Source organism: Pseudomonas eucalypticola (assembly GCF_013374995.1).
GTDB lineage: Bacteria > Pseudomonadota > Gammaproteobacteria > Pseudomonadales > Pseudomonadaceae > Aquipseudomonas > Aquipseudomonas eucalypticola.
On record NZ_CP056030.1, the window covers coordinates 4,755,731 to 4,777,491 of the forward strand.

The following is a 21,761-nucleotide window of genomic DNA, read 5'->3' on the forward strand; positions in this document are numbered from 1 at the left end:
GGGCGAAGCTCAGGAAGCGGGCGATACAGGTCCCACCCTCAAGTGGCGTGAGGTAGCACCAGGTAACAATTAAAGGCGCACGTTGCCCCGGGGGCCGGCGATGGCCCAGATGATCAGGCCCAGCACCGGCAGCAGCAGGATCAACAGCACCCACAGCACTTTCATGCCCACTTCGGCACTGCTCTTGACCACATTGATGATGGCCCAGATATCGAGCGCGAGGATGATCAGGCCAATCAGGCCGTTGAACATGGAACCCATGGCAGACGCTCCAGGAAAGGGATTCCCCCTTCAGCGTAGCGCCACGGCGACAAACCGTCAGACGTGGACGGCGACTTTCAGCGCTTCCAGCGACGGCGCGGCCGCGATGTTCAGGCCTGCGCACAATTCCAGCACCCGTTCCACGTCCTTGCCGAATACCAGCACGCATTGCAGTTCGTCATCCAGCGGCTGGCTGAAATTCACCAGCGTGTAACCGCCATCTTCCTTGGCGAGGCTGCTCATTTGCACCTGGATGCGATTCAGCGCAGTGAGCGGCTCGACCTTCGCCAACTGCTTGGCCTTGAAATTGAACGTCACGCCCGCGCCGAACGAGTCGGTGATCTGCTGGAACAGGTCCTGGTATGTGTCGGCCTGGAACAGCACGGTGTCAGGCAGGCTGCCAACCACCACCCATTCGCCCAGGGCGATGGGAAAACTGTCGTCGTAGTTGATGTCCGGGTTGGCGGCCAGGAAGGCGTCGGGGTCGGCGTAGGCTTGGGCAGCCTCGTCGGCGATGCGGGCAATGTCCGCTTCGCCCAGGCAGCCCGAGCTGATCTTGGTGATGAGTTCAATCAGTTGGTCTTTCATGGGGCGGCCCGCGGCGGTCAAAAAGGGCGCAAAGGATAGCCGCATTCGCGCCCCGAGGGTATCAGGCCGTCAGTTTGGCCAGCTGGGCGGCGGTGTCCTGGGCGCCCATGGTCTGCGCCGCGGCCAGGGCGGTGGCGCCGTTGGCGTCCTTGGCGTGGGGGTCGGCACCCTGGCTCAACAGGTAGTCGACGATGGCGGTACGGTTGAACATGGCCGCCATCATCAACGCGGTGCGGCCGTCGCCGCCAGCGCCTTCAACGCTGGCGCCACCTTCCACCAGCAGTTTGACCGTGGCCAGGTCGCCCTTGAAGGCCGCCCCGGCGATAGGGCTCTGGTTGTTGTCGTTGCGGATCTCGGGGTCGGCCTGGTGCGCCAGCAGCACCCGTACCGCGTCCTGGTGGCCATGGTAGGCCGCAAGCATCAGCAGGGTGTCGCCCTTGTGGTTGCGCAGGTTCACCGGCAAGCCGTTGGCCAGCAGGCGGCCGAGCATGTCGGCGTCGCCCTTGCGCGCCACGTCGAATACCTGCGCGGCAAACTCGGCGGCTTCATCGGCGGTCATCTGGCGGGCTTCACGGGTGTCGGTCATGGGCTATCTCCTTGGCTAGTGACGAGCAGTGTCCGGTGACGCCGACAGCGGGTCAACAGAACCTGCCTATGGACGGCGCCAATGGAATTTATTGGCAATTCGTTGTCATAGACCATAGGGACTCAGGAAAAGTCTCCCTGCCCTCCTCCCCGGTTCGTCCTGAACCTGTCGCGCAAAATGCCGTGCAACAAATGACCATTCATGCATTTTGCACGAAAGCAAAAATTACCTTTTCGCTCAACCCCCCGGTTTTACGGGGCCAAACCGTGATGGCAAAACTGGCACGGGCGCTGCACTCCTTACTCACAGGTTTGCCAACCAAAGAGCCAGGAGCTGACATGAACTTTATTCAAGAAAAATTCGCTTCCGTATTCGCCGGCTACGACGTCACCACTCAACCTCGTCCGGATGGCGCGGTATTGCTGACCCTGCGCGACAATGAGGGCAAGGTGACCCGTCGCTCGATCTCCTACCAGCAATTGCACACGGCCGAGCAACTGACCTGGGTGATCAGCGCGATCCGTCGCGACCTTGCCGGCCAGGCCAGCGAACTGCCTGCCATCAACATGCTGCAGAGCCAGAACCGCTTCGCGCTGCCTACCTACCACTCCGCGTAATGCCCAGGCTTCAGGCCCAACCTTGTGGGAGCAGGCAAAGCCACGGAAAGGGACACCGCACACTCTGAGCCAGTGCGCTGGGTCTCGTTCCCCGGCTTTACCCGGTCCCACAAGCGCCAGCGGGCGCTTGTTTTGCCCTAGGTATCCAGACCCGGAAAACAGCGCGCGAGTTCCGTTCCGGTGTACTGGGCTGCCTGGTCCTGAGGCTGCTCGAACAAGCGAATCACGACCAGCCGCGGCGCCTCGCCCATGTCGAACCAGCGCGCCATGCCCGCTGGCACGGCAATGAGATCGTGCTTTTCGCACTGCACGGCATACACATAACCCTCGATGTGCAAGCTCAACAATCCCCGTCCCGCTACGAAATACCGAACCTCACGGCCAGCATGGCTGTGCTCGTCGAGAAATTTCTCACGCCATTGCTGACGTTGCGGGTGGTCGCGGTCCAGGCTGATGACGTCCGCGTGGGGCGTGCCCCATTCGCTCATCAAGGGGTCGAGCACCGCGGCCAATGCCTGCAACACCTCGTCCTGGCCAGCGCCAGCCTGCACGCTTGCCTGCAGAGGCCGGCGCTCGAACCGCACCCCGTGTTCGGCCAGTGTCGCGGCAATGTCTTCGAAATGGGTGAGAACCTTGTTGGGAAGGTCGGGTGTGGACACCGAGTAGACGGACAGAATGCTCATGGCGGCGTTTCCTCTGCAAGCCGGGTGACGATGATGGCAGCCGCAGCCAGCGCGGCGAGGCTGGCCAGGGCGAAGGTCCAGGTGGGCCCCAGGGTGTTCCAGCTGTAGCCGGAATACAACGCACCCAAGGCGCCGCCCGTGCCAGCCAGGGCCGCGTACAACGCCTGGCCCTGGCCTTGCTGACGGGGGCCGAACGTGCGCTGCACGAAGTGGATGCATGAAGCATGGAAACTGGCGAAGGTGGCCGCGTGCAGCACCTGGGCGAAAATCAGCCACCCCAGGTATTCGGCGGCACTGCCCAGCAGCCACCAGCGCAGCGCCGCCAACAGGAAACTGGCCGCCAACACGCGACGTACCGAATAGCGCCCCAGAAGGCGGCTCATGCCCAGGAACATCAGCACTTCGGCCACCACCCCTACCGCCCACAGCACGCCGATGACCGCACGGCTGTAGCCCAGGTGCTCCAGGTGCAGGCTGAGAAAGGTGTAGTAAGGACCATGGCTGACCTGCATCAAGGCCACGCAGGCATAGAAGGCCAATACCCCGGGCGCCAGCAACTGGCGCAGGAAGCCTTCACCGGTCAGCCGCCGGGCATCGACCCGAGGCTGTACGTTGGGGACCCAGAAACTGCTGACCACGATGCCGGCCATGATCGTTACCAGGGCATAGGGGTAGACGTCCAGGCTCCACCACTCGTACAACCGGCCCATGACCACCACCGTGAGAATGAACCCGACGGAGCCCCACAATCGCACCTGGCTGTAGCGTGCCGGCTGCCCGTGCAAATGGGCCAGGGTGATGGTTTCGAACTGGGGCAGCACCGCGTGCCAGAAAAACGCATGCAAGGCCATGACCATGGCCAGCCAGGCGTAGGTCTTGCTAATGAAAATCAGCGAGAAGCACCCCAGCGTGCAGACAGCGCCAAAACGCACGATGGCCAGGCGCTGGCCGGTGCGGTCACCCAGCCAGCCCCACAGGTTCGGGGCCACGCAACGCATGAGCATGGGGATGGCGACCAGCTCGCCAATTCGCGCGCTGCTGAACCCCAGGTGGTCGAAGTACATCGCCAGGAAGGGCGCGGTGGCGCCCAGCAGCGCGAAATAGAACAGGTAGAACCCCGAGAGCCGCCAGTACGGAACCCCGCCAGCCCCGGGGGCCGGGGCCATTACAGCTGGCCCAGTACCGGGGTGGTGACGCGCACGTCGGCGTTCTGGCCGCGATGGCGCAGCAGGTGGTCCATCAGCACGATGGCCATCATGGCTTCGGCGATCGGCGTGGCGCGGATCCCCACGCACGGGTCGTGACGGCCCTTGGTGATGACTTCTACCGGGTTGCCGTGGATGTCGATGGAACGCCCCGGGGTGGTGATGCTCGAGGTCGGCTTCAGCGCCAGGTGCGCCACGATCGGCTGGCCCGAGGAAATGCCGCCCAGGATGCCGCCGGCGTTGTTGCTGAGGAAGCCTTCCGGGGTCATTTCATCACGGTGCTCGGTGCCACGCTGGGACACGCACGCGAACCCGGCACCGATTTCAACGCCCTTCACCGCGTTGATGCTCATCAAGGCGTGGGCCAGTTCCGCGTCCAGGCGGTCGAAGATCGGCTCGCCCAGGCCCGGCTTGACGCCCTCGGCCACCACGGTGATCTTGGCGCCCACCGAGTCCTGGTCACGGCGCAGCTGGTCCATGTAGGCCTCCAGCTCCGGTACCTTGTCCGGGTCGGGGCTGAAGAACGCATTGTCCTCTACCGAGTCCCAGCTCTTGAACGGGATTTCGATCGGGCCCAACTGGCTCATGTAGCCACGAATGATGATGCCCTGGGTAGCCAGGTACTTCTTGGCGATGGCGCCAGCGGCCACGCGCATGGCGGTTTCGCGGGCGGAACTGCGGCCACCGCCGCGGTAATCGCGCTCACCGAACTTGTGGTGCAGCGTGTAATCGGCGTGGGCCGGGCGGAACAGATCCTTGATGGCCGAGTAGTCCTTGGACTTCTGGTCGGTGTTGCGGATCAGCAGGCCAATGGAGCAGCCGGTAGTACGGCCCTCGAACACGCCGGACAGGATCTCGACCTCGTCGGGTTCCTGGCGCTGGGTGGTATGGCGGCTGGTGCCAGGCTTGCGCCGGTCCAGGTCGCGCTGCAGGTCGTGCAGGGACAGCTCCAGGCCGGGCGGGCAGCCGTCGACGATGGCGACCAGCGCCGGGCCATGGCTCTCGCCAGCGGTGGTGACAGTGAACAGCTTGCCGTAGGTATTGCCGGACATGCAGGACGCTCCGCGAATTCAGCCAAATCAGATCGGACATGGAGTATACGCACGCTGGCCGCCTGATTCATCCCTGGATGTGCGAACCTTCGCCCATGGTATAAGTCCAAGCCCCATCCTCCCCATACTGGCTTGATGATGCTACGTTTTGCTGCCCTCCTGATTCTGCTTGCAAGTCCCCTGCTGCAGGCGGCCCCCGTGGTTTCCCAGCGCCCCATCGACCTGGACACCGGCACCGGCGTGCTGCATGGCTCGCTGCTATTGCCGGTGTCCGACAAACCGGTGCCGGTGGTACTGATCATTTCCGGCTCAGGCCCCACCGACCGCGACGGCAACAACCCGCAGGGTGGGCGCAACGACAGCCTGCGCAAGTTGGCCATGCTGCTGGCGCGGCATGGCATCGCCAGCGTGCGCTATGACAAGCGCGGGGTGGCCACCGGCCTGCCGCTGGCGCCGGATGAGCGCACCTTGAGCGTAGAAGGCTACGTGGCCGATGCCCAGGCCTGGGCACGCCAGCTCAAAGCCGACCCGCATTACGGCCCGTTGATCCTGCTGGGCCACAGCGAAGGCGCCTTGATCGCCACCCTGGCCGCCCCCGACGCTGGCGCCGCGGCAGTGATCTCCGTGGCGGGCAGCGGCCGGCCGCTGGACCAGGTCATCGCCGAGCAACTGAAGGGCCGCCTGCCGCCCGACCTGGAACAGCGCAGCACTCAGTTGCTGCAACGGCTCAAGGCCGGCCAGTACGACGGCGATGTGCCGGCCCCCTTGCAAGTGATCTTCCGCCCCAGCGTGCAGCCTTATCTGGTGTCGCTGCTGCGCCAGGACCCCGCCGCCGCGTTCGGCCGCCTGAAAGTTCCGGCACTGATCATCCAGGGCCGCAACGACATTCAGGTGGGCGTGGCCGACGCCCGTGCGCTCAAGGCGGCCAAGCCTGATGCACAGCTGGTAGTGGTGGACGGCATGAACCATGTGATGCGTATCGTCGACAACAACCTCAAGGCCCAGGTGGCCTCCTACAACAACCCCAACCTGCCCCTGGCCGACGCCTTGGGTAACGCCCTGACAGGTTTCATCGGCAAGATTCACTGACCACGGCAAAAACCGCGCAAGTATCGGCAAACCCTGCCGATACGCCGATGCAGGTATCCACTTTGATACCCGCAGCGCTGCGCGAAAGAGGATCGCCGTGATGACCGAGACGCAAACACCAGAGTCACCTGAAGTGGCCGTTGGACCTGACCAGGCTCCCGCGCCAGTGGAATTGCCGTGGGCGGACGTGGTGCCCGAGCACTTCAAGATGCTGCGCCTTGTGCCTTTGACGGTGGACCGTGTGACCGGCGCACGGCCCTTGCGCTTCGTGCAGTTCGGCCGCGCCGAGCGCCACGGCAAGGATTACAGCCTGCTGCGCATGGACATCCAGCTGCCGGCCCAGAAGGTGCGCAAAGACCAGAACCGCCTGGAAGTGTGGGCAAACCACCAGACCCGCACCCTGAGCGTCGGCCCCGAAACGGGTCTGCAGATGGAACCGCTGAACCGCGGCCTGGGCCGCTTCCTGATGGCGCAGGGGGTTATCTGGGCCCAGCGCAAGTGGGCCAATTACCGGTTCGAGGGTGCCGCGCTGGCCAGCAAGGACGGCCTCAACGAAGACACCCGCCTGCGCCGCGACCACGTGCTCAAGAGCCAGGGTTTGACGGTCACCTACACCGACGCCCAGCACCTCAAGGGCAGCTATGGGGATGTGCAGGTGGGCGAATTGATCGCCACCTGGAACGGCGAGAAGGTGCAGATGGTGGACATTCTCGACGCCGCCAACATGCTACAGCTGGCAGAGCAGAACCTGCAGGAACAGGAAGTGAAACTGCGCCAGCAGGAAGAACGGGTCAGCAAGCTCAAGCGCGAAGACAGCGGATTGCGCTTTACCATCAGTTGCCTGGTGGCGTTCGCCGTGTTCCAGGCCGGCTTGCTGATCTGGATTGCGACCCACCGCTAGCCCTCCCCTGCAGAAGGCGCGGAACCCACCGCCCACCCTGTGGGACCGTGCGCAGCTCGGGAAAAGCGCCCTGCGGGGTGTCAGGCGTTGCGCGGTGAACCCTTCCCGAGCTTCGCCCGGTCCCACAAGGCAACACCCCGAACCCACCGCCTACCCTGTGGGACCGGGCGCAGCTCGGGAAAAGCGCCCCGCGGGGTGTCAGGCGTTGCGCGGTGAACCCTTCCCGAGCTTCGCCCGGTCCCACAAGGCAATACCCCGAACCCACCGGCAACCCTGTTGGACCGGGCGCAGCTCGGGAAAAGCGCCCCGCGGGGTGTCAGGCGTTGCGCGGTGAACCCTTCCCGAGCTTCGCCCGGTCCCACAAGGCAACACCCCGAACCCACCGGCAACCCTGTGGGACCGTGCGCAGCTCGGGAAAAGCGCCCCGCGGGGTGTCAGGCGTTGCGCGGTGAACCCTTCCCGAGCTTCGCCCGGTCCCACAAGGCAACACCCCGAACCCACCGGCAACCCTGTGGGACCGGGCGTAGCTCGGGAAAAGCGCACCGCAGGGTGTCAGGTGTTGCGCGGTGAACCCTTCCCGAGCTTCGCCCAGTCCCACAAGGCAATACCCCGAACCCACCGGCAACCCTGTGGGACCGTGCGCAGCTCGGGAAAAGCGCCCCGCGGGGTGTCAGGCGTTGCGCGGTGAACCCTTCCCGAGCTTCGCCCGGTCCCACAAGGCAACACCCCGAACCCACCGCCAACCCCGTTGGACTGGGCGCAGCTCGGGAAAAGCGCCCCGCGGGGTGTCAGGCGTTGCGCGGTGAACCCTTCCCGAGCTTCGCCCGGTTCCACAAGGCAATACCCCGAACCCACCGGCAACCCTGTGGGGCCAGGTGCCGCGTGGAGGGTCAGATACGCGAAGCGAACAGCGCCTGGTGTTCGCGGCACTGGGCGGCGCTGAGCATGAACACGCCGTGCCCGCCGCGCTGGAATTCCAGCCAGTGGAAATCCACTTCCGGGTATAGCGCTTCGACGTGCACCTGGCTGTTGCCCACCTCAACGATCAGCAGGCCTTTCTCGGTCAGGTGGTCAGCCGCTTCGGCCAGCATGCGCCGCACCAGGTTCAGGCCATCGTCGCCACAGGCCAGGCCCAGCTCCGGCTCGTGCTGGTACTCGTCGGGCATGTCGGCGAAGTCTTCAGCGTCCACGTACGGCGGGTTCGACACGATCAGGTCAAAGCGCTGCCCCGGCAGGCCATCGAAGCCATCGCCCTGCACGGTATACACACGCTCTTCCAGGCCATGGCGCTCGATGTTCTGGTTGGCCACTTCCAAGGCTTCGAACGACAGGTCGGCCAAGGCCACTTCGGCGTCCTGGAACACGTCGGCGCACGCGATGCCGATGCAGCCCGAGCCGGTGCACAGGTCCAGGATGCGCGCCGGCGGATTGGCCAGCCACGGCGAGAAGCCGTCTTCGATCAGCTCGCCAATGGGCGAGCGCGGAATCAGCACGCGCTCGTCGACGATGAACGACATGCCGCAGAACCAGGCTTCGTTGAGCAGGTAAGGCACCGGCACGCGGTCTTCGATGCGGCGTTTGAGCAGCGCCTGGATATGCGCGATCTCGTCTTCTTCCAACCGGCAGTCCAGGTAGCTGTCGGCGATCTGGAACGGCAGGTGCACCGCGCCCAGCACCAGCAGGCGGGCCTCGTCCCAGGCATTGTCGGTGCCGTGGCCGAAATACAGCTCTTCCCCATGGAAACGGCTGACAGCCCAACGAATGTGGTCGCGCAGGGTGCGCAGGCGGGAAGTGATCACGGCAGACTCCTTTGGATACAGCCGCGCATTCTAACAGCGAAGGCCGGGGAATGGGCGCCCTGCTGGCTTTTCGCCCGGCCACGCCACCCGGCAATCGCCCGGATTCTGCACAGTGGTTGTGCGAAGCGATTCACAGAACGGCTCCAGCAGTGGAGAATGTGGCAAAAGCCCTATCCAAAGGAGCCCCCGATGTCCGATACAAAGACGATGTTCCAACTGACTGGCCGCGGCCATCCCCCTGCCGATCTCAGCCGTGCCAGCCTGGTGATCATCGACGCCCAGCGTGAATACCTCAAGGGCCCCTTGGCCCTGGTGGGTATCGACGAAGCGGTGGCCAATATCGCCCGCCTGCTCAAGGCCGCGCGCGCCGCCCACCGCCCCATCGTGCACGTACGCCACCTGGGCACCGTGGGCGGCCTGTTCGACCCCCAGGGCGACCGCGGCAAGTTCATCCCGGGCCTGGAGCCGCTGGGTGACGAGCCGATCATTGAAAAGAACATGCCCAACGCGTTCAACAACACCGCCCTGCACCAGACCCTGCAGGAAAAAGGCCCCATCGACCTGATCGTCTGCGGGTTCATGACCCATTCGAGCATCAGCACCACCGTGCGCGCGGCCAAGGACTACGGCTACCGCAGCACCTTGGTGGAAGATGCCTGCGCTACCCGCGACCTGCCCTTCAAGGATGGCGTGGTGCCTGCCGCCACCGTCAAGCAAGTGGGCATGGCCACCATGAATGACAACTTCGCCTGCGTGGCGCAGACCGACGACCTGGTCTGACCCGTCATGATCCGGCGGCCGTGCCTGCGGCCGCCCATCCGATAAAAGCACTCATTTCCTCAAATTGCGCCGCAGGTCGGAACCCCGACGCCGCTGGCGAGTCGAAGGCCGGATATTCACTGAGGAAATCGGAATGAAGTTATCCGATGGTTTTGACGCTCGCCGCCTGCGCCCGCGCGGCCCCCGCAACTGGGGCACCCGCCTGGGGCAGGCCTTCGCGGCCGTGCTCGCCACCCTGGGCGTGCTGCTGGCCCTGGCCGGCGCCGCCAGCCTGTTCGGCCACCCCCCGGCCCTGGGCGACCTGAATGCCAGCAAGACCGGCGCCAGCCTGCTGGTGGTCTTCGGCCTGTTGCTGCTGTACCTGGGTGTGGGCCTGTGGCGCCGCTGCCGTCGTCGTCGCCAGCGCAGTCGCGAACTGAACCTGGCGCCGCACCTGATGAAAAAGCACGATTGACTCGCGTAAACTAGGCCTCCGTAGTGGAGGCTGACATGCAAGACGACGATTTTTCCCTGTTCAGTAGCGAGATGCGCGGCGTCAAGCCGATCAAGCATGACCGCGCCGACACAGGCAAACCCAAGCCCGACCGCCAGCAGCTGGCCGCCGCCCGCCAAGCGGCGACCGTGCGCCAGGACGCCACCACCGTCGACGGCCTGTCCGACCAGTTCGTGATTGACGTGGGCCCCGAAGACGACCTGCACTGGGCCCGCGACGGCGTCCAGGAAAGCCAGATGCGCAAGCTCAAGAGCGGCCAGATCCCGTTCGAAGGCAGCCTGGACCTGCACGGCATGACCGTGGAAAAAGCCCGCGAGACCCTCTGGGCCTTCCTGGCAGAGGCCACCAAGTTCGAAATCCGCTGCGTGCGCGTGACCCACGGCAAGGCCGTGCGCCTGGATGGCAAGCGCCCGATGATCAAAAGCCACGTCAACACCTGGCTGCGACAACATGCCCAGGTGCTGGGCTTTACCTCGTGCCAGGCCCGCCACGGTGGCGCGGGCGCCGTGTACGTGATGCTCAAGCGCACCATGCTCGAAGGGCGCGACGAGTAAAGCTTGCGCTTGCAGCCACGCGGCCGTCGCCGTAACCTTCGCGTTTGCAAAAATTCCCACAGGTAGATCCATGTCCCTGGAACAGCACTACACCGCGATTCTCGGCAAACTCGGCGAGGACGTATCCCGCGAAGGCCTGCTCGACACGCCAAAGCGTGCCGCCAAAGCCATGCAGTACCTTTGCCGCGGTTATGAACAAACCCTGGAAGAAGTGACCAACGGCGCCCTCTTCAGCTCCGACAACAGCGAGATGGTGCTGGTCAAGGACATCGAGTTGTACTCGCTGTGCGAGCACCACCTGCTGCCGTTCATCGGCAAGGCTCACGTGGCCTACATTCCCAGCGGCAAGGTGCTGGGCCTGTCCAAGGTAGCGCGCATCGTCGACATGTACGCCCGTCGCCTGCAGATCCAGGAAAACCTCAGCCGCCAGATCGCCGAGGCGGTCCAGCAGGTGACCGGTGCCCTGGGCGTCGCGGTGGTCATCGAGGCCAAGCACATGTGCATGATGATGCGCGGCGTGGAGAAGCAGAACTCGTCGATGATCACGTCGGTGATGCTCGGCGAGTTCCGCGACAACGCCGCGACCCGCAGCGAATTCCTCAGCCTGATCAAGTGATCGGAAGGACACCGGCATGTTGATGAAAGCCTTGCGCGTGGGCCTCGGCCAGTTGATCGTGGTCGGCGACCTGCTGACCCGTGGCGGCAAGCTCAAGCGCAGCCCCGAGGCACAAGCGGGCGTGGAGCAGCAGGCCCGCGGTCTGAGCCTCTACCAGTTCCACGCCTGCCCGTTCTGCGTGAAAACCCGCCGTACCCTGCACAAGCTCAATGTGCCCGTGGTGCTGCGCGACGCCAAGAATGACGAACAGCACCGCCAGGCGCTGCTCAACGAAGGCGGCCGCGTCAAAGTGCCGTGCCTGCGCATCGAAGAGAATGGCATGACCACCTGGATGTACGAATCCAAGGTGATCATCGCGTACCTCAACAAGCGCTTCGCGGCCTAGATCGCTTCCTGCCTTTCGACGCTTCGCCCGGCCACGCACGTGCGTGACCGGGCGCAGCTCGCGAAGACGATCTACATCGCCACATGCCCAGGCTGCGCCTGAACCCGCTTGAGCCAGGCCTCGATGCCCGGGTACGCCGACAGGTCGAACCCGCCCTCATGGGCCACATGGGTGTAGGCATACAGCGCGATATCAGCGATGGAATACTGGTCCCCCACCAGGAACGGCGTCAGTTGCAACTGCCGCTCCATCACCCGTAGCGCCTTCTTGCCCCGCACCTGGCAATCTTCGTATTCCTTGAGGCGCTCCTGGGGCATGTTCAGGTACAGCTGAATGAACCGCGCCACGGCGATGTAGGGTTCGTGGCTGTATTGCTCGAAGAACTGCCACTGCAGCACCTGGGTGCGCAACCGCGGCTCGCTGGGCAAGTACGGCGTGCCGTCGGCAAGGAAGTTGAGGATGGCGTTGGACTCCCACAGGCAGGTGCCGTCTTCCAGCTCAAGCACCGGGATCTTGCCATTGGGGTTCTTGGCCAGGAACTCCGGGGTCTGGGTGTCGCCACCCAGGATGTCGATGTCCACCCATTCATAGGGCAACCCCAGCAGGTGCAGCATCAGCTTGACCTTGTAGCAGTTACCCGAGCGGTGATCGCCATAAACCTTGTACATAAACCCTCCTTAAGCGGCCGCCTGGGCAGCCTGAGCCTGACGGATAACCTGTGCCAACCGCGACAGCCCTTCATGCAGGCGGTGCGGGGCGACGTGACTGAAATTCAACCGCAGGCAACCCGGATTGGCGGCCGGGTCGGCGAAAAACGGCTCCCCGGGCATGAACGCGACATCCTGGGCCATGGCCGCAGCCAGCAAGGTGCGGGTGTCGATCGGCTGTTTCAAGGTCAGCCAGAAGAATAGGCCGCCCTGGGGCACGTGCCAATCGGCCAGGTCAGTGAAGTGTTGCAGCAGCGCCTGCTGCATGGCATCGCGGCGTTCACGATAGAAATCGCGCAATCGCGCCAGGTGCTCACGATACTGCTGCGTACCCAGCCACTGCATGGCCTGCCATTGCCCCAGGCGGTTGGTGTGCAAGTCAGCCGCCTGCTTGAGCCGCAGCAGATGCGGGAACAGGTCAGGGCTGGCGATCAGGTAGCCAACCCGCAGGCCCGGCAGCAGCGTCTTGGACACGGTGCCGGTATAGATCCAGCTGGCCTGGCGCAATCGCCCGGCAATAGGCGCCGCCATGACGCCGTCATAGGTCAGCTCGCGATACGGTTCGTCTTCGATCAGGGTTACGCCGAACTCATCCAGCAACGCCGCCACCTGGCCACGCACCGCTTCGCTGTAGCGCACGCCTGACGGGTTCTGGAACGTGGGAATCAGGTACGCAAACGCCGGAGCGTGTTGCTCGAACTGGCGCCGCAGGGCAGCCAGATCCGGCCCGTCGCGCGTTACAGGCACGCTGAGGCACTGGGCGCCGAACAGCTGGAAGGTCTGCAATGCGGCGAGGTAGGTAGGGCCTTCCAGCACCACCTCGGTGCCTGTGTCGATGTACAGCTTGGCGGCCAGATCCAGCGCCTGCTGGGACCCGCTGAGCACCAGCACCTGGCTTGCCTGGCAGGCGATGCCCTGGGCTCGGGCCTCGGCCGCCAGTAACTCGCGCAGCGCGGGCTCACCCTCGCTGGGGCCGTATTGCCCCATGCAAGCGGGCATGCCGGCCCACTCGATGGCAGGCAGCATCGCTTCGGCCGGCAAGCCGCCAGCGAACGACATGACTTCCGGGCGCTGGGCCGCGGCAAGGATCTCGCGGATCAACGAACTCTTGAGGCGTGTGACACGTTCTGAGAAAGCCATGGGACCACCGCTGGCAAAGACGTCATTGAATAGGTCAAACTGCTTGACTGAACTTACGACGCCAGCCCTGGATACGTCAATATGCTTGACCTTAAAAACACCGCGACCCAACAGGTGGCCATGGAAGCGTTCTTCTACGGCTACCAGGCCTTCACCGCCAAGGCCGACGAGATGCTCGCCCGGCGCGGGCTGAGCCGTGTGCACCAGCGCATTGTGTTTTTCATCGCGCGCTACCCGGCCATCGGTGTCAGTGAGCTGCTGGAAAAACTGGGGGTAACCAAGCAGGCGCTGAACATGCCGCTGCGCCAATTGATCGAGATGCAGTTGGTCACCAGCACCGCGCCAGCCAGTGACAAGCGCAAGCGCATGCTGGGCCTGACGGCCGAGGGCGCGCGGTTCGAAGAAGCGTTGCGCAAGGAGCAGGTGAGGCTGTTGCAACGGGTGTTCGCCGAGGCTGGGCCTGAGGCGGTGGAGGGATGGCTGGCGGTCAATACCGCGCTCGGGCTGGCGCTGTAAGCGCTGTGCGAGCATTAGTTGCACTGTATGGCCAAATGTTGCGGTGGCTGTACCGCACGCTTTTCCAGGCGCAGGTTTAGGCTTTGACCCCTGCCCTCACCCGCTCAAGGATTTGCACCCATGACCGACGCCTCCCCCGCGCACCTGCGCCCGCTGGCCGACACGTCTCCTTCCGCCGTGGTGGCCGGTTTCATCGCCATGATGACCGGCTACACCAGTTCACTGGTGCTGATGTTCCAGGCCGGCCAGGCTGCCGGGCTCACCACCGCGCAGATTTCCTCGTGGATATGGGCGCTGTCCATCGGCATGGCGGTGTGCAGCATCGGCCTGTCCCTGCGCTACCGCACGCCCATCACCGTGGCCTGGTCAACGCCGGGGGCGGCGCTGCTGATCACCAGCCTGGGCCATGTGAATTACAGCGAAGCCATCGGCGCCTATATCACCTGTGCGGTCCTGGTGGTGATCTGTGGCCTGACCGGCAGCTTCGAAAAGCTGGTCAAGCGCCTGCCCTCCTCCCTGGCCGCGGCACTGTTGGCGGGCATTCTGTTCAAGATCGGCAGCGAGATTTTCGTCGCCGCGCAGCACCGCACGGTGCTGGTGCTGGGCATGTTCTTCACTTACCTGCTGGTCAAGCGGGTATCGCCGCGCTATGCCGTGCTGTGCGCGCTGGTGCTCGGCACCCTGCTGTCGGGGCTGATGGGCCTGCTGGACTTCAGCCAGTTCCACCTGGAAGTGGCGACGCCCGTATGGACGACCCCGTCGTTCTCCCTGGCGGCGACCATCAGTATCGGCATCCCGCTGTTCGTGGTGGCCATGACCTCGCAGAACATGCCGGGCATCGCCGTGCTCCGTGCCGACGGCTACCAGGTACCGGCCTCGCCGCTGATCTCGGTAACGGGTTTCGCCTCGCTGCTGCTGGCGCCGTTCGGTTCCCACGGCATCAACCTGGCGGCCATCAGCGCGGCGATCTGCACTGGCCCTCACGCCCATGAAGACCCGACCAAGCGCTACACCGCGGCAGTGTGGTGCGGCATTTTCTATGGCATCGCCGGAGTGTTCGGCGCCACGCTGGCCGCGCTGTTCGCAGCCTTGCCGAAGGAACTGGTACTGTCGATCGCTGCATTGGCCTTGTTCGGCTCGATCATCAATGGCCTGAGCATTGCCATGAACGAACCGAAGGAACGCGAGGCGGCACTGATCACCTTCATGGTCACGGCGTCGGGCTTCACCCTGTTTTCGGTAGGGTCGGCATTTTGGGGGATTGTGGCGGGTGTGTTGACGCTGATGATTCTGAACTGGCGCAAGGCCTAAGTCTCGGGTTGCTCGTTTCCGGTCCCACAGGGTACACACCCACCCCTGCAGGACCGGAAAAGGCTGGCACGGTTCAGAGCCTGAAATGCCCCACCATCCCACGCAACTCGGTACCCAACTGCGCCAACTCGATACTCGACGCCGCATTCCCGCGCATGGCCAACGCCGACTGGTCGGCACTGGCGCGAATGCTGGTGACGCTGCGGTTGATCTCCTCGGCCACCGAGCTCTGCTGCTCGGCCGCTGCGGCGATCTGCTGGTTCATCTGCTGAATCTGCGACACCGCGCTGGCGATGCTGCCCAGCGCGCTCTCGGTCTGCAGCGCGTCGGTGACCGCCAGCCTGACCAATTCACCACTGTTCTGGATCTGCGCGACCGACGCCTCGGCGCTGGCACGCAGGGTACTGACCAGCCCCTCTATCTCGGCGGTGGACTGCTGGGTACGCTTGGCCAACGCCCGCACTTCGTCGGCGACCACGGCGAAACCCCGGCCCTGCTCGCCAGCCCGCGCCGCCTCGATGGCAGCATTGAGCGCCAGCAGGTTAGTCTGCTCGGCGACGCTCTTGATCACCGCGACCACGCTGCCGATGCTCTGGATTTCGTTGCTCAGGCTTTCGATGCTGCGGCTGGCTGAATCCGCGGCACCGGCCAGTTGCTCGATACGCTGCATGCTCTCGCGCACCACCTGCTGGCCGCTGTCCACCTTGGCATCGGCGGACTGGGCTGCCAGCGCTGCCTGTTCGGCATTGCGGGCCACATCGTGCACGGTGGCGGTCATCTGGTTCATGGCAGTCGCCACCTGCTCGGTTTCCTGCTGCTGGCTGCTGACCTCCAGGTTGGTCTGCTCGGTCACCGCCGACAGCGAGTGGGCCGAACTGGACAGTTGCTCGATGCCCGCCTGCAACCCGCTGACGATGCCGCTCAAACCATTGCCCATCTGCTGCATGGCGGCCAGTAACTGGCCGATCTCGTCACGGCGGTCCACCTCGATGCTGCCACTGAGATCGCCAGCGGCGATCTGCTGCGCCCGGCCGATCACCCGGCGCAAGGGCTGCACCACCAGGCGGGTGATGCCCCAAGCCGCCAGCATGCCCACCAGCAGCGCCAGCAACGAGGCGCCGATGATCAACACGGTGTTCTTTTTCAACTCGCCCTGCATGGCCATGTCTTGGGCGCTGGTGGCCTGGTCGACACGGCTCACCACTTCATCGGCGCGCGCCCGGAGCTGGGCGTAGACCGGTTTTTCCTGGTGCAACAGGTCGGTGTATTCACCCAACTTGTCACTGAAGCTGGCGATGTGGTCGCAGACCTCATTGAGTACGGTCTGGTAACCCGCATCCTGCACCTGCGCCTTGAGCGCTGTGGCCTGCTTCAGGGCCTCGGCGGCCTGCTCGATCTTGCCACCGCCCGTATCGTCCTCCACCCCCTTGCGGCTCTGGTCCAGGCGCACCCGCGCGGCGTCCATGGCCTGCAGCATCAACCGCGCCACCTGGGCCACGTCGTTGGCCTGGGTGATCAATTCACTGCCTTTTTCGCCTTTGGACTCCTTGAGCGCATAAGTGCCGTCGTCGGACAAACCCGCTTGCAGCACATCGAGGTTGTTAGCGACGGTGGTCACCGACCAACTCGCCATGTCCAAGGCCAAGTCCTTGGCCTGGCTGATGTCCACGAACTGGTCGAATGCCTTGCGGTAGGCCGCCAGCGCCGCCGGAACACCCTCGACGCCCGCGGCATCGGCGGCCAGCTGGTCAACCCCCTTGCGCAGGGCTTCGGCGGTCTTGGGGTCGGCATGCAGGGCGAATTCCTGCTCCAGCAGGCGCACGCGCAGCAAGCGGCTATTGAGTGCCGACATCTGCTTGAGGCCATCGAAGCGCTGGCTGATGCTGGCCAACGACCACACGCCGATACCGGCCACCAGCGCGGTCAGCAACAGCACCAAGGCAAAGCCCAGGCCCATCTTCTTCGCCATGCCCAGATTGGCAAAACGTCCACTGCCGGCCGCTGTCATTGCGCGTTCCCCCCGAGTCAATGGCCACAGAGTGGCAACGGCGAGGGGCGAGGCACAAGATCCTGGCGTCGGAATACTGGCAAAAAGCTATAACCGTGTCGCTGTCAGCAACGTCAGCGGCGTTTTCGGCACGGGTGACCTCAGATAGCGGTAGCGCCGCCATCCACCAACAAGGAATGGCCGGTGGTGAACGCCGCCCCGTCGCTGCACAGGTACAACACTGCGCTGGCCACCTCCTCCACCTTGCCGACCCGCCCTACCGGGTGCATGGCAGCGGCGAATTCGGCCTTGCGGGGGTCGGCCTCGTATGCGCGACGGTACATGTCGGTGTCGATCACCGCCGGGCACACCGCATTCACGCGAATGCGCTTCTTGGCGTATTCGATGGCCGCCGACTGGGTCAGGCCAATCACAGCGTGCTTGGACGCTGCGTAGATACTCATCTTCGGCGCCGCCCCCACCCCCGCCACCGAAGCGGTGTTGACGATGGCACCCCCGCCCTGGGCCAGCATCACCGGCAACTGGTACTTCATGCACAGCCACACGCCCTTGACGTTCACGCCCATGATGGCGTCGAACTGCGCCTCAGTGCCTTCGGCCAGGCGGCTGTTCTCGATCTCGATGCCCGCATTGTTGAAGGCATAGTCGACCCGGCCGTACAGCGTGACAGCCTGGTCCATCATCGCCCGCACCTCGGCTTCCACGGTGACGTCACACCGCAGAAAACGCGCTTCACCACCCGCCTCGCGGATGAGCGCCGCAGTGGCCTCACCACCCTGAGCGTCCAGGTCCACTACCACCACGTGCAGGCCCTCGGCGGCAAAGGCCTGCGCCGTGGCCCTGCCAATGCCTGCCGCCGCGCCTGTCACCAGTGCCACTTGCCCGGAAAATGCCATGCCCATGGGGCCACTCCTGCGAAAGATGGGGGGTCAGCCGAGTCTAGCCAAGCGCGCGCCGCACTGCGCATCACTATTGGCCAGCTGTATCGAAGCGTATTCGGCGCAACGGTTACACTTGCAGACCGGCCCTTGCGCCCTTATCAACAGGGCACCCCCTGCCTGCGAGAGTGACTGCCATGACCGAAGCGAACCGCCAATTCCTGCTTGCCCGCCGCCCTGTCGGCGCGGCCAGCCGTGAAGACTTCACCTTTCAGACCGTGCCCTTGGCCGACCTCAGCGACGGCCAGATCCGCGTGAAGAACGCGTACTTGTCCCTGGACCCGGCCATGCGTGGCTGGATGAACGAGGGCAAGTCCTACATCGCGCCCGTCGGCCTCGGCGATGTGATGCGGGCGCTGGGCGTTGGCCAGGTGACCGCCTCGAAGCACCCGGCCTTCAAGGTAGGTGACTACGTCAACGGCGCCTTGGGCGTGCAGGACTATTTCCAAGGCGAACCCAAGGGTTTCTACCCCATCGACCCGACACTGGCGCCGCTGCCGCTGTACCTGTCGGCCTTGGGCATGACCGGGATGACGGCCTATTTCGCCCTGCTGGAAACCGGCGCGCCGAAGGCAGGCGACACGGTGGTCATCTCGGGCGCCGCCGGGGCGGTGGGCAGCGTCGCCGGGCAGATCGCCAAGATCAAGGGCTGCCGCGTGATCGGCATTGCCGGTGGCCAGGAGAAATGCCAATCGTTGATCGACGAACTGGGCTTTGACGGAGTCATCGACTACAAGCGTGAAGACGTGGCCGCCGGCCTCAAGCGTGAATGCCCCAAGGGCGTGGACGTGTATTTCGACAACGTCGGCGGCGACATTCTCGACGCCGTGCTCAGCCGCCTGGCGCCCCACGCGCGGGTGGTGATCTGTGGCGCCATCAGCCAGTACAACAGCAAGACCGGGGTCAAGGGCCCAGCCAACTACCTGTCACTGCTGGTGAACCGGGCGCGCATGGAAGGGTTCGTGGTCATGGACCACGCCGCCAAGTTCGCCGCGGCCGGGCAGGAAATCGCCGGCTGGCTGGCCAAGGGGCAGCTCAAGAGCAAGGAGCATGTGGTGGAGGGGCTGGAGACCTTCCCCGAGACGCTGCAGAAGCTGTTCAGCGGGGAAAATTTCGGCAAATTGGTGCTGAAGGTCTAAGACGGGCGCTGGCCTTTTTTCCTTCGCCCAGTGCTGCTAGGGGTACCTGCAGCACCGGGCGACGTTCGGAAACGCAGCGAGGCCGACGGATCAGGCGTTGAGCTGGGCCACTACATCGGCCAGCGCCTGCGCCGGGTCTTTGGCCTGGCTGATGGGACGCCCGATCACCAGGTAGTCAGAACCGGCATCCAGGGCCTGGCGCGGGGTCAGGATGCGGCGCTGGTCGTCCTGGGCGCTGCCGGCCGGGCGAATGCCCGGGGTCACCAGTTGCAGCGACGGGTGCGCAGCCTTCAGGGCCTGGGCCTCCAGGGCCGAGCACACCAGGCCATCCATGCCAGCCTTGTCGGCCAGGGCCGCCAGGCGCAGCACCTGCTCCTGGGGCTCGATGTCCAGGCCGATGCCCGCCAGGTCTTCACGCTCCATGCTGGTCAGCACGGTCACGCCGATCAGCAGCGGCTTGGCGCCGGTACGCTGGTCCAGCACCTCGCGGCACGCCGCCATCATGCGCAGGCCGCCCGAGCAATGCACGTTGACCATCCATACGCCCATTTCGGCCGCCGCCTTCACCGCCATGGCGGTGGTGTTGGGGATATCGTGGAATTTCAGGTCCAGGAACACCTCGAAGCCCTTGTCATTCAGGGTTTCGACGATGCCCGAGGCGCTGCTGGTGAACAATTCCTTGCCGACCTTCACGCGGCACAGCTTGGGGTCCAGCTGGTCGGCCAGTTTCAGGGCGGCGTCACGGGTGGGGAAATCCAGGGCGACGATGATGGGAGTCTGGCAAGCGGACATGGGCGGGCTCTCAAGGGGGCAAGTCGAAATCGGCGCGCATTGTAGCGGATTTTAGGGGCGCTGGCGCCCCACAAACAGGCACGGCCTGCCCTTAGCCTAGCCCACCCATCTCTACCTGCGACACCAAACCCGCCATTGCGACCCCTTTTGCCCGGCTGGCACGGCCACTGCACGCAAAACAGCACGAACGTTCCAATCCACACGAGGGAGCCGTCATGACTACGCAACTCAAGCCCACCTTGGGCACGCTGCACCTGTGGGGCATCGCGGTAGGGCTGGTGATTTCCGGCGAGTATTTTGGCTGGAGTTACGGCTGGGGCGTGGCCGGCACCCTGGGGTTCCTGGTGACCTCGTTGATGGTGGCCACCCTTTACACCTGTTTTATCTTCAGTTTCACCGAGCTGACCACGGCCATTCCCCACGCGGGCGGGCCCTTTGCCTACAGCCGCCGCGCCTTCGGCGAAAAAGGCGGGCTGATCGCGGGCCTGGCCACCCTGATCGAGTTCGTCTTCGCCCCACCGGCCATCGCGCTCGCCATTGGCGCCTACCTCAACGTCCAGTGGCCCGCCCTGGACCCGCGCCACGCGGCGCTGGGCGCGTACATCGTGTTCATGCTGCTGAACATCCTCGGCGTGCAACTGGCCGCTACCTTTGAACTGGTGGTGTGCATCCTCGCCGTGATCGAGCTGCTGGTGTTCATGGGCGTAGTGGCGCCGGGCTTCAGCGTCAGCAACTTCGTGGCCAACGGCTGGGCCGGCGACAACACCTTCAGCCTTGGCGCGGTGGGCGGCATGTTCGCCGCCATCCCGTTCGCCATCTGGTTCTTCCTGGCCATCGAAGGCGCGGCCATGGCGGCCGAGGAAGCCAAGGACCCGAAACGTACCATTCCCAAAGCCTACATCAGCGGCATCCTCACCCTGGTGCTGCTGGCCGTGGGCGTGATGTTCTTCGCCGGCGGCGTGGGCGACTGGCGGGCCCTGGCGAACATCAATGACCCGCTGCCCCAGGCGATGAAAATCGTGGTGGGCGAAGGCTCGGGCTGGCTGCACATGCTGGTGTGGATCGGCCTGTTCGGCCTGGTGGCCAGCTTCCACGGCATCATCCTTGGCTATTCTCGCCAGTGCTTCGCCCTCGCCCGCGCCGGCTACCTGCCGCGCGGCCTGGCCAAGCTGTCGCGGTTCCAGACCCCGCACCGCGCCATCATTGCGGGCGGCGTGGTCGGCATCGCGGCCATCTACAGCGACGGCCTGATCAACCTGGGCGGCATGAGCCTGACCGCGGCGATGATCACCATGGCCGTGTTCGGCGCCATCGTCATGTACATCATGAGCATGCTCAGCCTGTTCAAACTGCGCCGCAGCGAACCGAACCTGGAGCGCAGCTTCCGCGCCCCTGGCTACCCCATCGTACCGGGCATCGCCCTGGTGCTGGCGGTGGTGTGCCTGGTCGCCATGGCTTGGTTCAACGCCCTGATCGGCCTGATCTTCCTGGCGTTCATGGTGGTGGGTTTCCTGTATTTCCTGTTGACCGGGGCGGCCCGCGCCCGCGCGCCCGCCGATGCCATGCTCACTGGCGTGTAGCGAACGCCTTATAATGGAACC

Annotated in this window: 24 protein-coding genes and 1 pseudogene; 12 read left to right on the forward strand and 13 right to left on the reverse strand. The window is 64.7% G+C overall.

Annotated elements, in window-relative coordinates; translation table 11 throughout:
• Positions 1 to 69: 69 nt before the first annotated feature.
• The 3 genes from HWQ56_RS21140 to HWQ56_RS21150 form a co-directional block, all read right to left on the reverse strand.
• Positions 70 to 261, reverse strand: coding sequence for a PLDc N-terminal domain-containing protein (locus tag HWQ56_RS21140; protein ID WP_176571705.1), 192 nt, complete (start codon positions 259 to 261; stop codon positions 70 to 72).
• Positions 262 to 318: 57 nt separating this feature from the next.
• Positions 319 to 849 carry a hypothetical protein gene (locus tag HWQ56_RS21145; RefSeq protein ID WP_176571706.1) on the reverse strand — a complete coding sequence of 177 codons (531 nt, stop codon included), beginning with the start codon at positions 847 to 849 and terminating at the stop codon, positions 319 to 321.
• A 61-nt stretch (positions 850 to 910) separates the two neighbouring features.
• Positions 911 to 1,435: an ankyrin repeat domain-containing protein gene (locus HWQ56_RS21150; RefSeq protein ID WP_158156740.1), complete on the reverse strand. Its 525-nt coding sequence runs from the start codon at positions 1,433 to 1,435 to the stop codon at positions 911 to 913.
• Between the two features lie 338 nt (positions 1,436 to 1,773).
• On the opposite strand from HWQ56_RS21150, the gene HWQ56_RS21155 reads away from it, so the two are divergent.
• On the forward strand, positions 1,774 to 2,052 hold the full coding sequence (locus HWQ56_RS21155) for a DUF3509 domain-containing protein (RefSeq protein ID WP_158156742.1): 279 nt from the start codon (positions 1,774 to 1,776) through the stop codon (positions 2,050 to 2,052).
• Positions 2,053 to 2,189: 137 nt separating this feature from the next.
• Here the strand turns inward: HWQ56_RS21155 and HWQ56_RS21160 are convergent, their stop codons facing one another.
• The 3 genes from HWQ56_RS21160 to aroC are packed head-to-tail and all read right to left on the reverse strand — an operon-like array spanning position 2,190 to position 4,992.
• Positions 2,190 to 2,735 (reverse strand): 1,2-dihydroxy-3-keto-5-methylthiopentene dioxygenase, encoded by a 546-nt coding sequence (locus HWQ56_RS21160; RefSeq protein ID WP_158156744.1) that lies wholly within the window; start codon positions 2,733 to 2,735, stop codon positions 2,190 to 2,192.
• Entirely contained in the window at positions 2,732 to 3,901 is a 1,170-nt protein-coding gene (locus HWQ56_RS21165; RefSeq protein WP_176571707.1) for an MFS transporter, read from the reverse strand. The genes HWQ56_RS21160 and HWQ56_RS21165 overlap by 4 nt, the downstream gene beginning before the upstream one ends.
• The gene (gene aroC / locus HWQ56_RS21170) at positions 3,901 to 4,992 is read right to left on the reverse strand and encodes a chorismate synthase (RefSeq protein ID WP_158156748.1); all 1,092 of its coding nucleotides are present in this window, start codon (positions 4,990 to 4,992) and stop codon (positions 3,901 to 3,903) included. Before aroC ends, HWQ56_RS21165 begins: the two co-directional genes overlap by 1 nt.
• A 135-nt stretch (positions 4,993 to 5,127) precedes the next feature.
• Here aroC and HWQ56_RS21175 point away from each other — a divergent pair, with 135 nt between their 5' ends.
• Both HWQ56_RS21175 and HWQ56_RS21180 read left to right on the forward strand, forming a co-directional pair.
• Complete coding sequence (locus HWQ56_RS21175; RefSeq protein ID WP_176571708.1) at positions 5,128 to 6,081, forward strand: alpha/beta hydrolase; 954 nt, start codon at positions 5,128 to 5,130, stop codon at positions 6,079 to 6,081.
• Between the two features lie 100 nt (positions 6,082 to 6,181).
• Positions 6,182 to 6,982 carry a hypothetical protein gene (locus tag HWQ56_RS21180; protein WP_176571709.1) on the forward strand — a complete coding sequence of 267 codons (801 nt, stop codon included), beginning with the start codon at positions 6,182 to 6,184 and terminating at the stop codon, positions 6,980 to 6,982.
• Positions 6,983 to 7,872: 890 nt separating this feature from the next.
• Here the strand turns inward: HWQ56_RS21180 and prmB are convergent.
• Positions 7,873 to 8,781 carry a 50S ribosomal protein L3 N(5)-glutamine methyltransferase gene (gene prmB, locus HWQ56_RS21185; RefSeq protein WP_158152694.1) on the reverse strand — a complete coding sequence of 303 codons (909 nt, stop codon included), beginning with the start codon at positions 8,779 to 8,781 and terminating at the stop codon, positions 7,873 to 7,875.
• A 189-nt stretch (positions 8,782 to 8,970) separates the two neighbouring features.
• On the opposite strand from prmB, the gene HWQ56_RS21190 reads away from it, so the two are divergent.
• The 5 genes from HWQ56_RS21190 (at position 8,971) to HWQ56_RS21210 (ending at position 11,609) form a co-directional block, all read left to right on the forward strand.
• Complete coding sequence (locus tag HWQ56_RS21190) at positions 8,971 to 9,561, forward strand: cysteine hydrolase family protein (RefSeq protein WP_158152693.1); 591 nt, start codon at positions 8,971 to 8,973, stop codon at positions 9,559 to 9,561.
• Between the two features lie 133 nt (positions 9,562 to 9,694).
• Positions 9,695 to 10,015: a hypothetical protein gene (locus tag HWQ56_RS21195; protein ID WP_158152692.1), complete on the forward strand. Its 321-nt coding sequence runs from the start codon at positions 9,695 to 9,697 to the stop codon at positions 10,013 to 10,015.
• Between the two features lie 35 nt (positions 10,016 to 10,050).
• Entirely contained in the window at positions 10,051 to 10,608 is a 558-nt protein-coding gene (locus HWQ56_RS21200) for a Smr/MutS family protein (RefSeq protein ID WP_176571710.1), read from the forward strand.
• A gap of 70 nt (positions 10,609 to 10,678) precedes the next feature.
• Positions 10,679 to 11,224: a GTP cyclohydrolase I FolE gene (folE, locus tag HWQ56_RS21205; RefSeq protein ID WP_158152690.1), complete on the forward strand. Its 546-nt coding sequence runs from the start codon at positions 10,679 to 10,681 to the stop codon at positions 11,222 to 11,224.
• Between the two features lie 16 nt (positions 11,225 to 11,240).
• Positions 11,241 to 11,609: a glutaredoxin domain-containing protein gene (locus HWQ56_RS21210; protein WP_176571711.1), complete on the forward strand. Its 369-nt coding sequence runs from the start codon at positions 11,241 to 11,243 to the stop codon at positions 11,607 to 11,609.
• 71 nt (positions 11,610 to 11,680) lie between these two features.
• Here the strand turns inward: HWQ56_RS21210 and HWQ56_RS21215 are convergent, their stop codons facing one another.
• Positions 11,681 to 12,277: a glutathione S-transferase family protein gene (locus HWQ56_RS21215; RefSeq protein WP_158152688.1), complete on the reverse strand. Its 597-nt coding sequence runs from the start codon at positions 12,275 to 12,277 to the stop codon at positions 11,681 to 11,683.
• Positions 12,278 to 12,286: 9 nt separating this feature from the next.
• A complete protein-coding gene (locus HWQ56_RS21220) occupies positions 12,287 to 13,456 on the reverse strand; it encodes an aminotransferase-like domain-containing protein (RefSeq protein ID WP_158152687.1) in 1,170 nt (389 codons plus the stop codon).
• 81 nt (positions 13,457 to 13,537) lie between these two features.
• Between HWQ56_RS21220 and HWQ56_RS21225 the strand changes: the two genes are divergently transcribed.
• Both HWQ56_RS21225 and HWQ56_RS21230 read left to right on the forward strand, forming a co-directional pair.
• Positions 13,538 to 13,972, forward strand: a complete 435-nt coding sequence (locus HWQ56_RS21225; protein ID WP_158152686.1) for a MarR family winged helix-turn-helix transcriptional regulator — start codon at positions 13,538 to 13,540, stop codon at positions 13,970 to 13,972.
• Positions 13,973 to 14,092: 120 nt separating this feature from the next.
• Positions 14,093 to 15,283 carry a benzoate/H(+) symporter BenE family transporter gene (locus tag HWQ56_RS21230; protein ID WP_176571712.1) on the forward strand — a complete coding sequence of 397 codons (1,191 nt, stop codon included), beginning with the start codon at positions 14,093 to 14,095 and terminating at the stop codon, positions 15,281 to 15,283.
• Between the two features lie 73 nt (positions 15,284 to 15,356).
• Here the strand turns inward: HWQ56_RS21230 and HWQ56_RS29510 are convergent, their stop codons facing one another.
• The 3 genes and pseudogenes from HWQ56_RS29510 to HWQ56_RS21240 all read right to left on the reverse strand — a co-directional run bounded on the left by HWQ56_RS29510 (position 15,357) and on the right by HWQ56_RS21240 (position 18,193).
• Complete coding sequence (locus HWQ56_RS29510) at positions 15,357 to 16,229, reverse strand: methyl-accepting chemotaxis protein (protein ID WP_425331976.1); 873 nt, start codon at positions 16,227 to 16,229, stop codon at positions 15,357 to 15,359.
• A 36-nt stretch (positions 16,230 to 16,265) separates the two neighbouring features.
• Positions 16,266 to 17,291, reverse strand: a pseudogene (locus HWQ56_RS29515) (methyl-accepting chemotaxis protein); the annotation flags it as partial.
• A gap of 140 nt (positions 17,292 to 17,431) precedes the next feature.
• Positions 17,432 to 18,193, reverse strand: a complete 762-nt coding sequence (locus HWQ56_RS21240) for an SDR family oxidoreductase (protein ID WP_176571714.1) — start codon at positions 18,191 to 18,193, stop codon at positions 17,432 to 17,434.
• Between the two features lie 173 nt (positions 18,194 to 18,366).
• Here HWQ56_RS21240 and HWQ56_RS21245 point away from each other — a divergent pair, with 173 nt between their 5' ends.
• Positions 18,367 to 19,368, forward strand: a complete 1,002-nt coding sequence (locus HWQ56_RS21245; RefSeq protein WP_158152682.1) for an NADP-dependent oxidoreductase — start codon at positions 18,367 to 18,369, stop codon at positions 19,366 to 19,368.
• A 90-nt stretch (positions 19,369 to 19,458) separates the two neighbouring features.
• On the opposite strand, the gene pyrF is transcribed toward HWQ56_RS21245, so the two are convergent.
• The gene (gene pyrF / locus HWQ56_RS21250; protein ID WP_158152681.1) at positions 19,459 to 20,160 is read right to left on the reverse strand and encodes an orotidine-5'-phosphate decarboxylase; all 702 of its coding nucleotides are present in this window, start codon (positions 20,158 to 20,160) and stop codon (positions 19,459 to 19,461) included.
• A gap of 215 nt (positions 20,161 to 20,375) precedes the next feature.
• Between pyrF and eat the strand changes: the two genes are divergently transcribed.
• Positions 20,376 to 21,740 (forward strand): ethanolamine permease, encoded by a 1,365-nt coding sequence (gene eat, locus HWQ56_RS21255; protein WP_176571715.1) that lies wholly within the window; start codon positions 20,376 to 20,378, stop codon positions 21,738 to 21,740.
• Positions 21,741 to 21,761 lie beyond the last annotated feature (21 nt).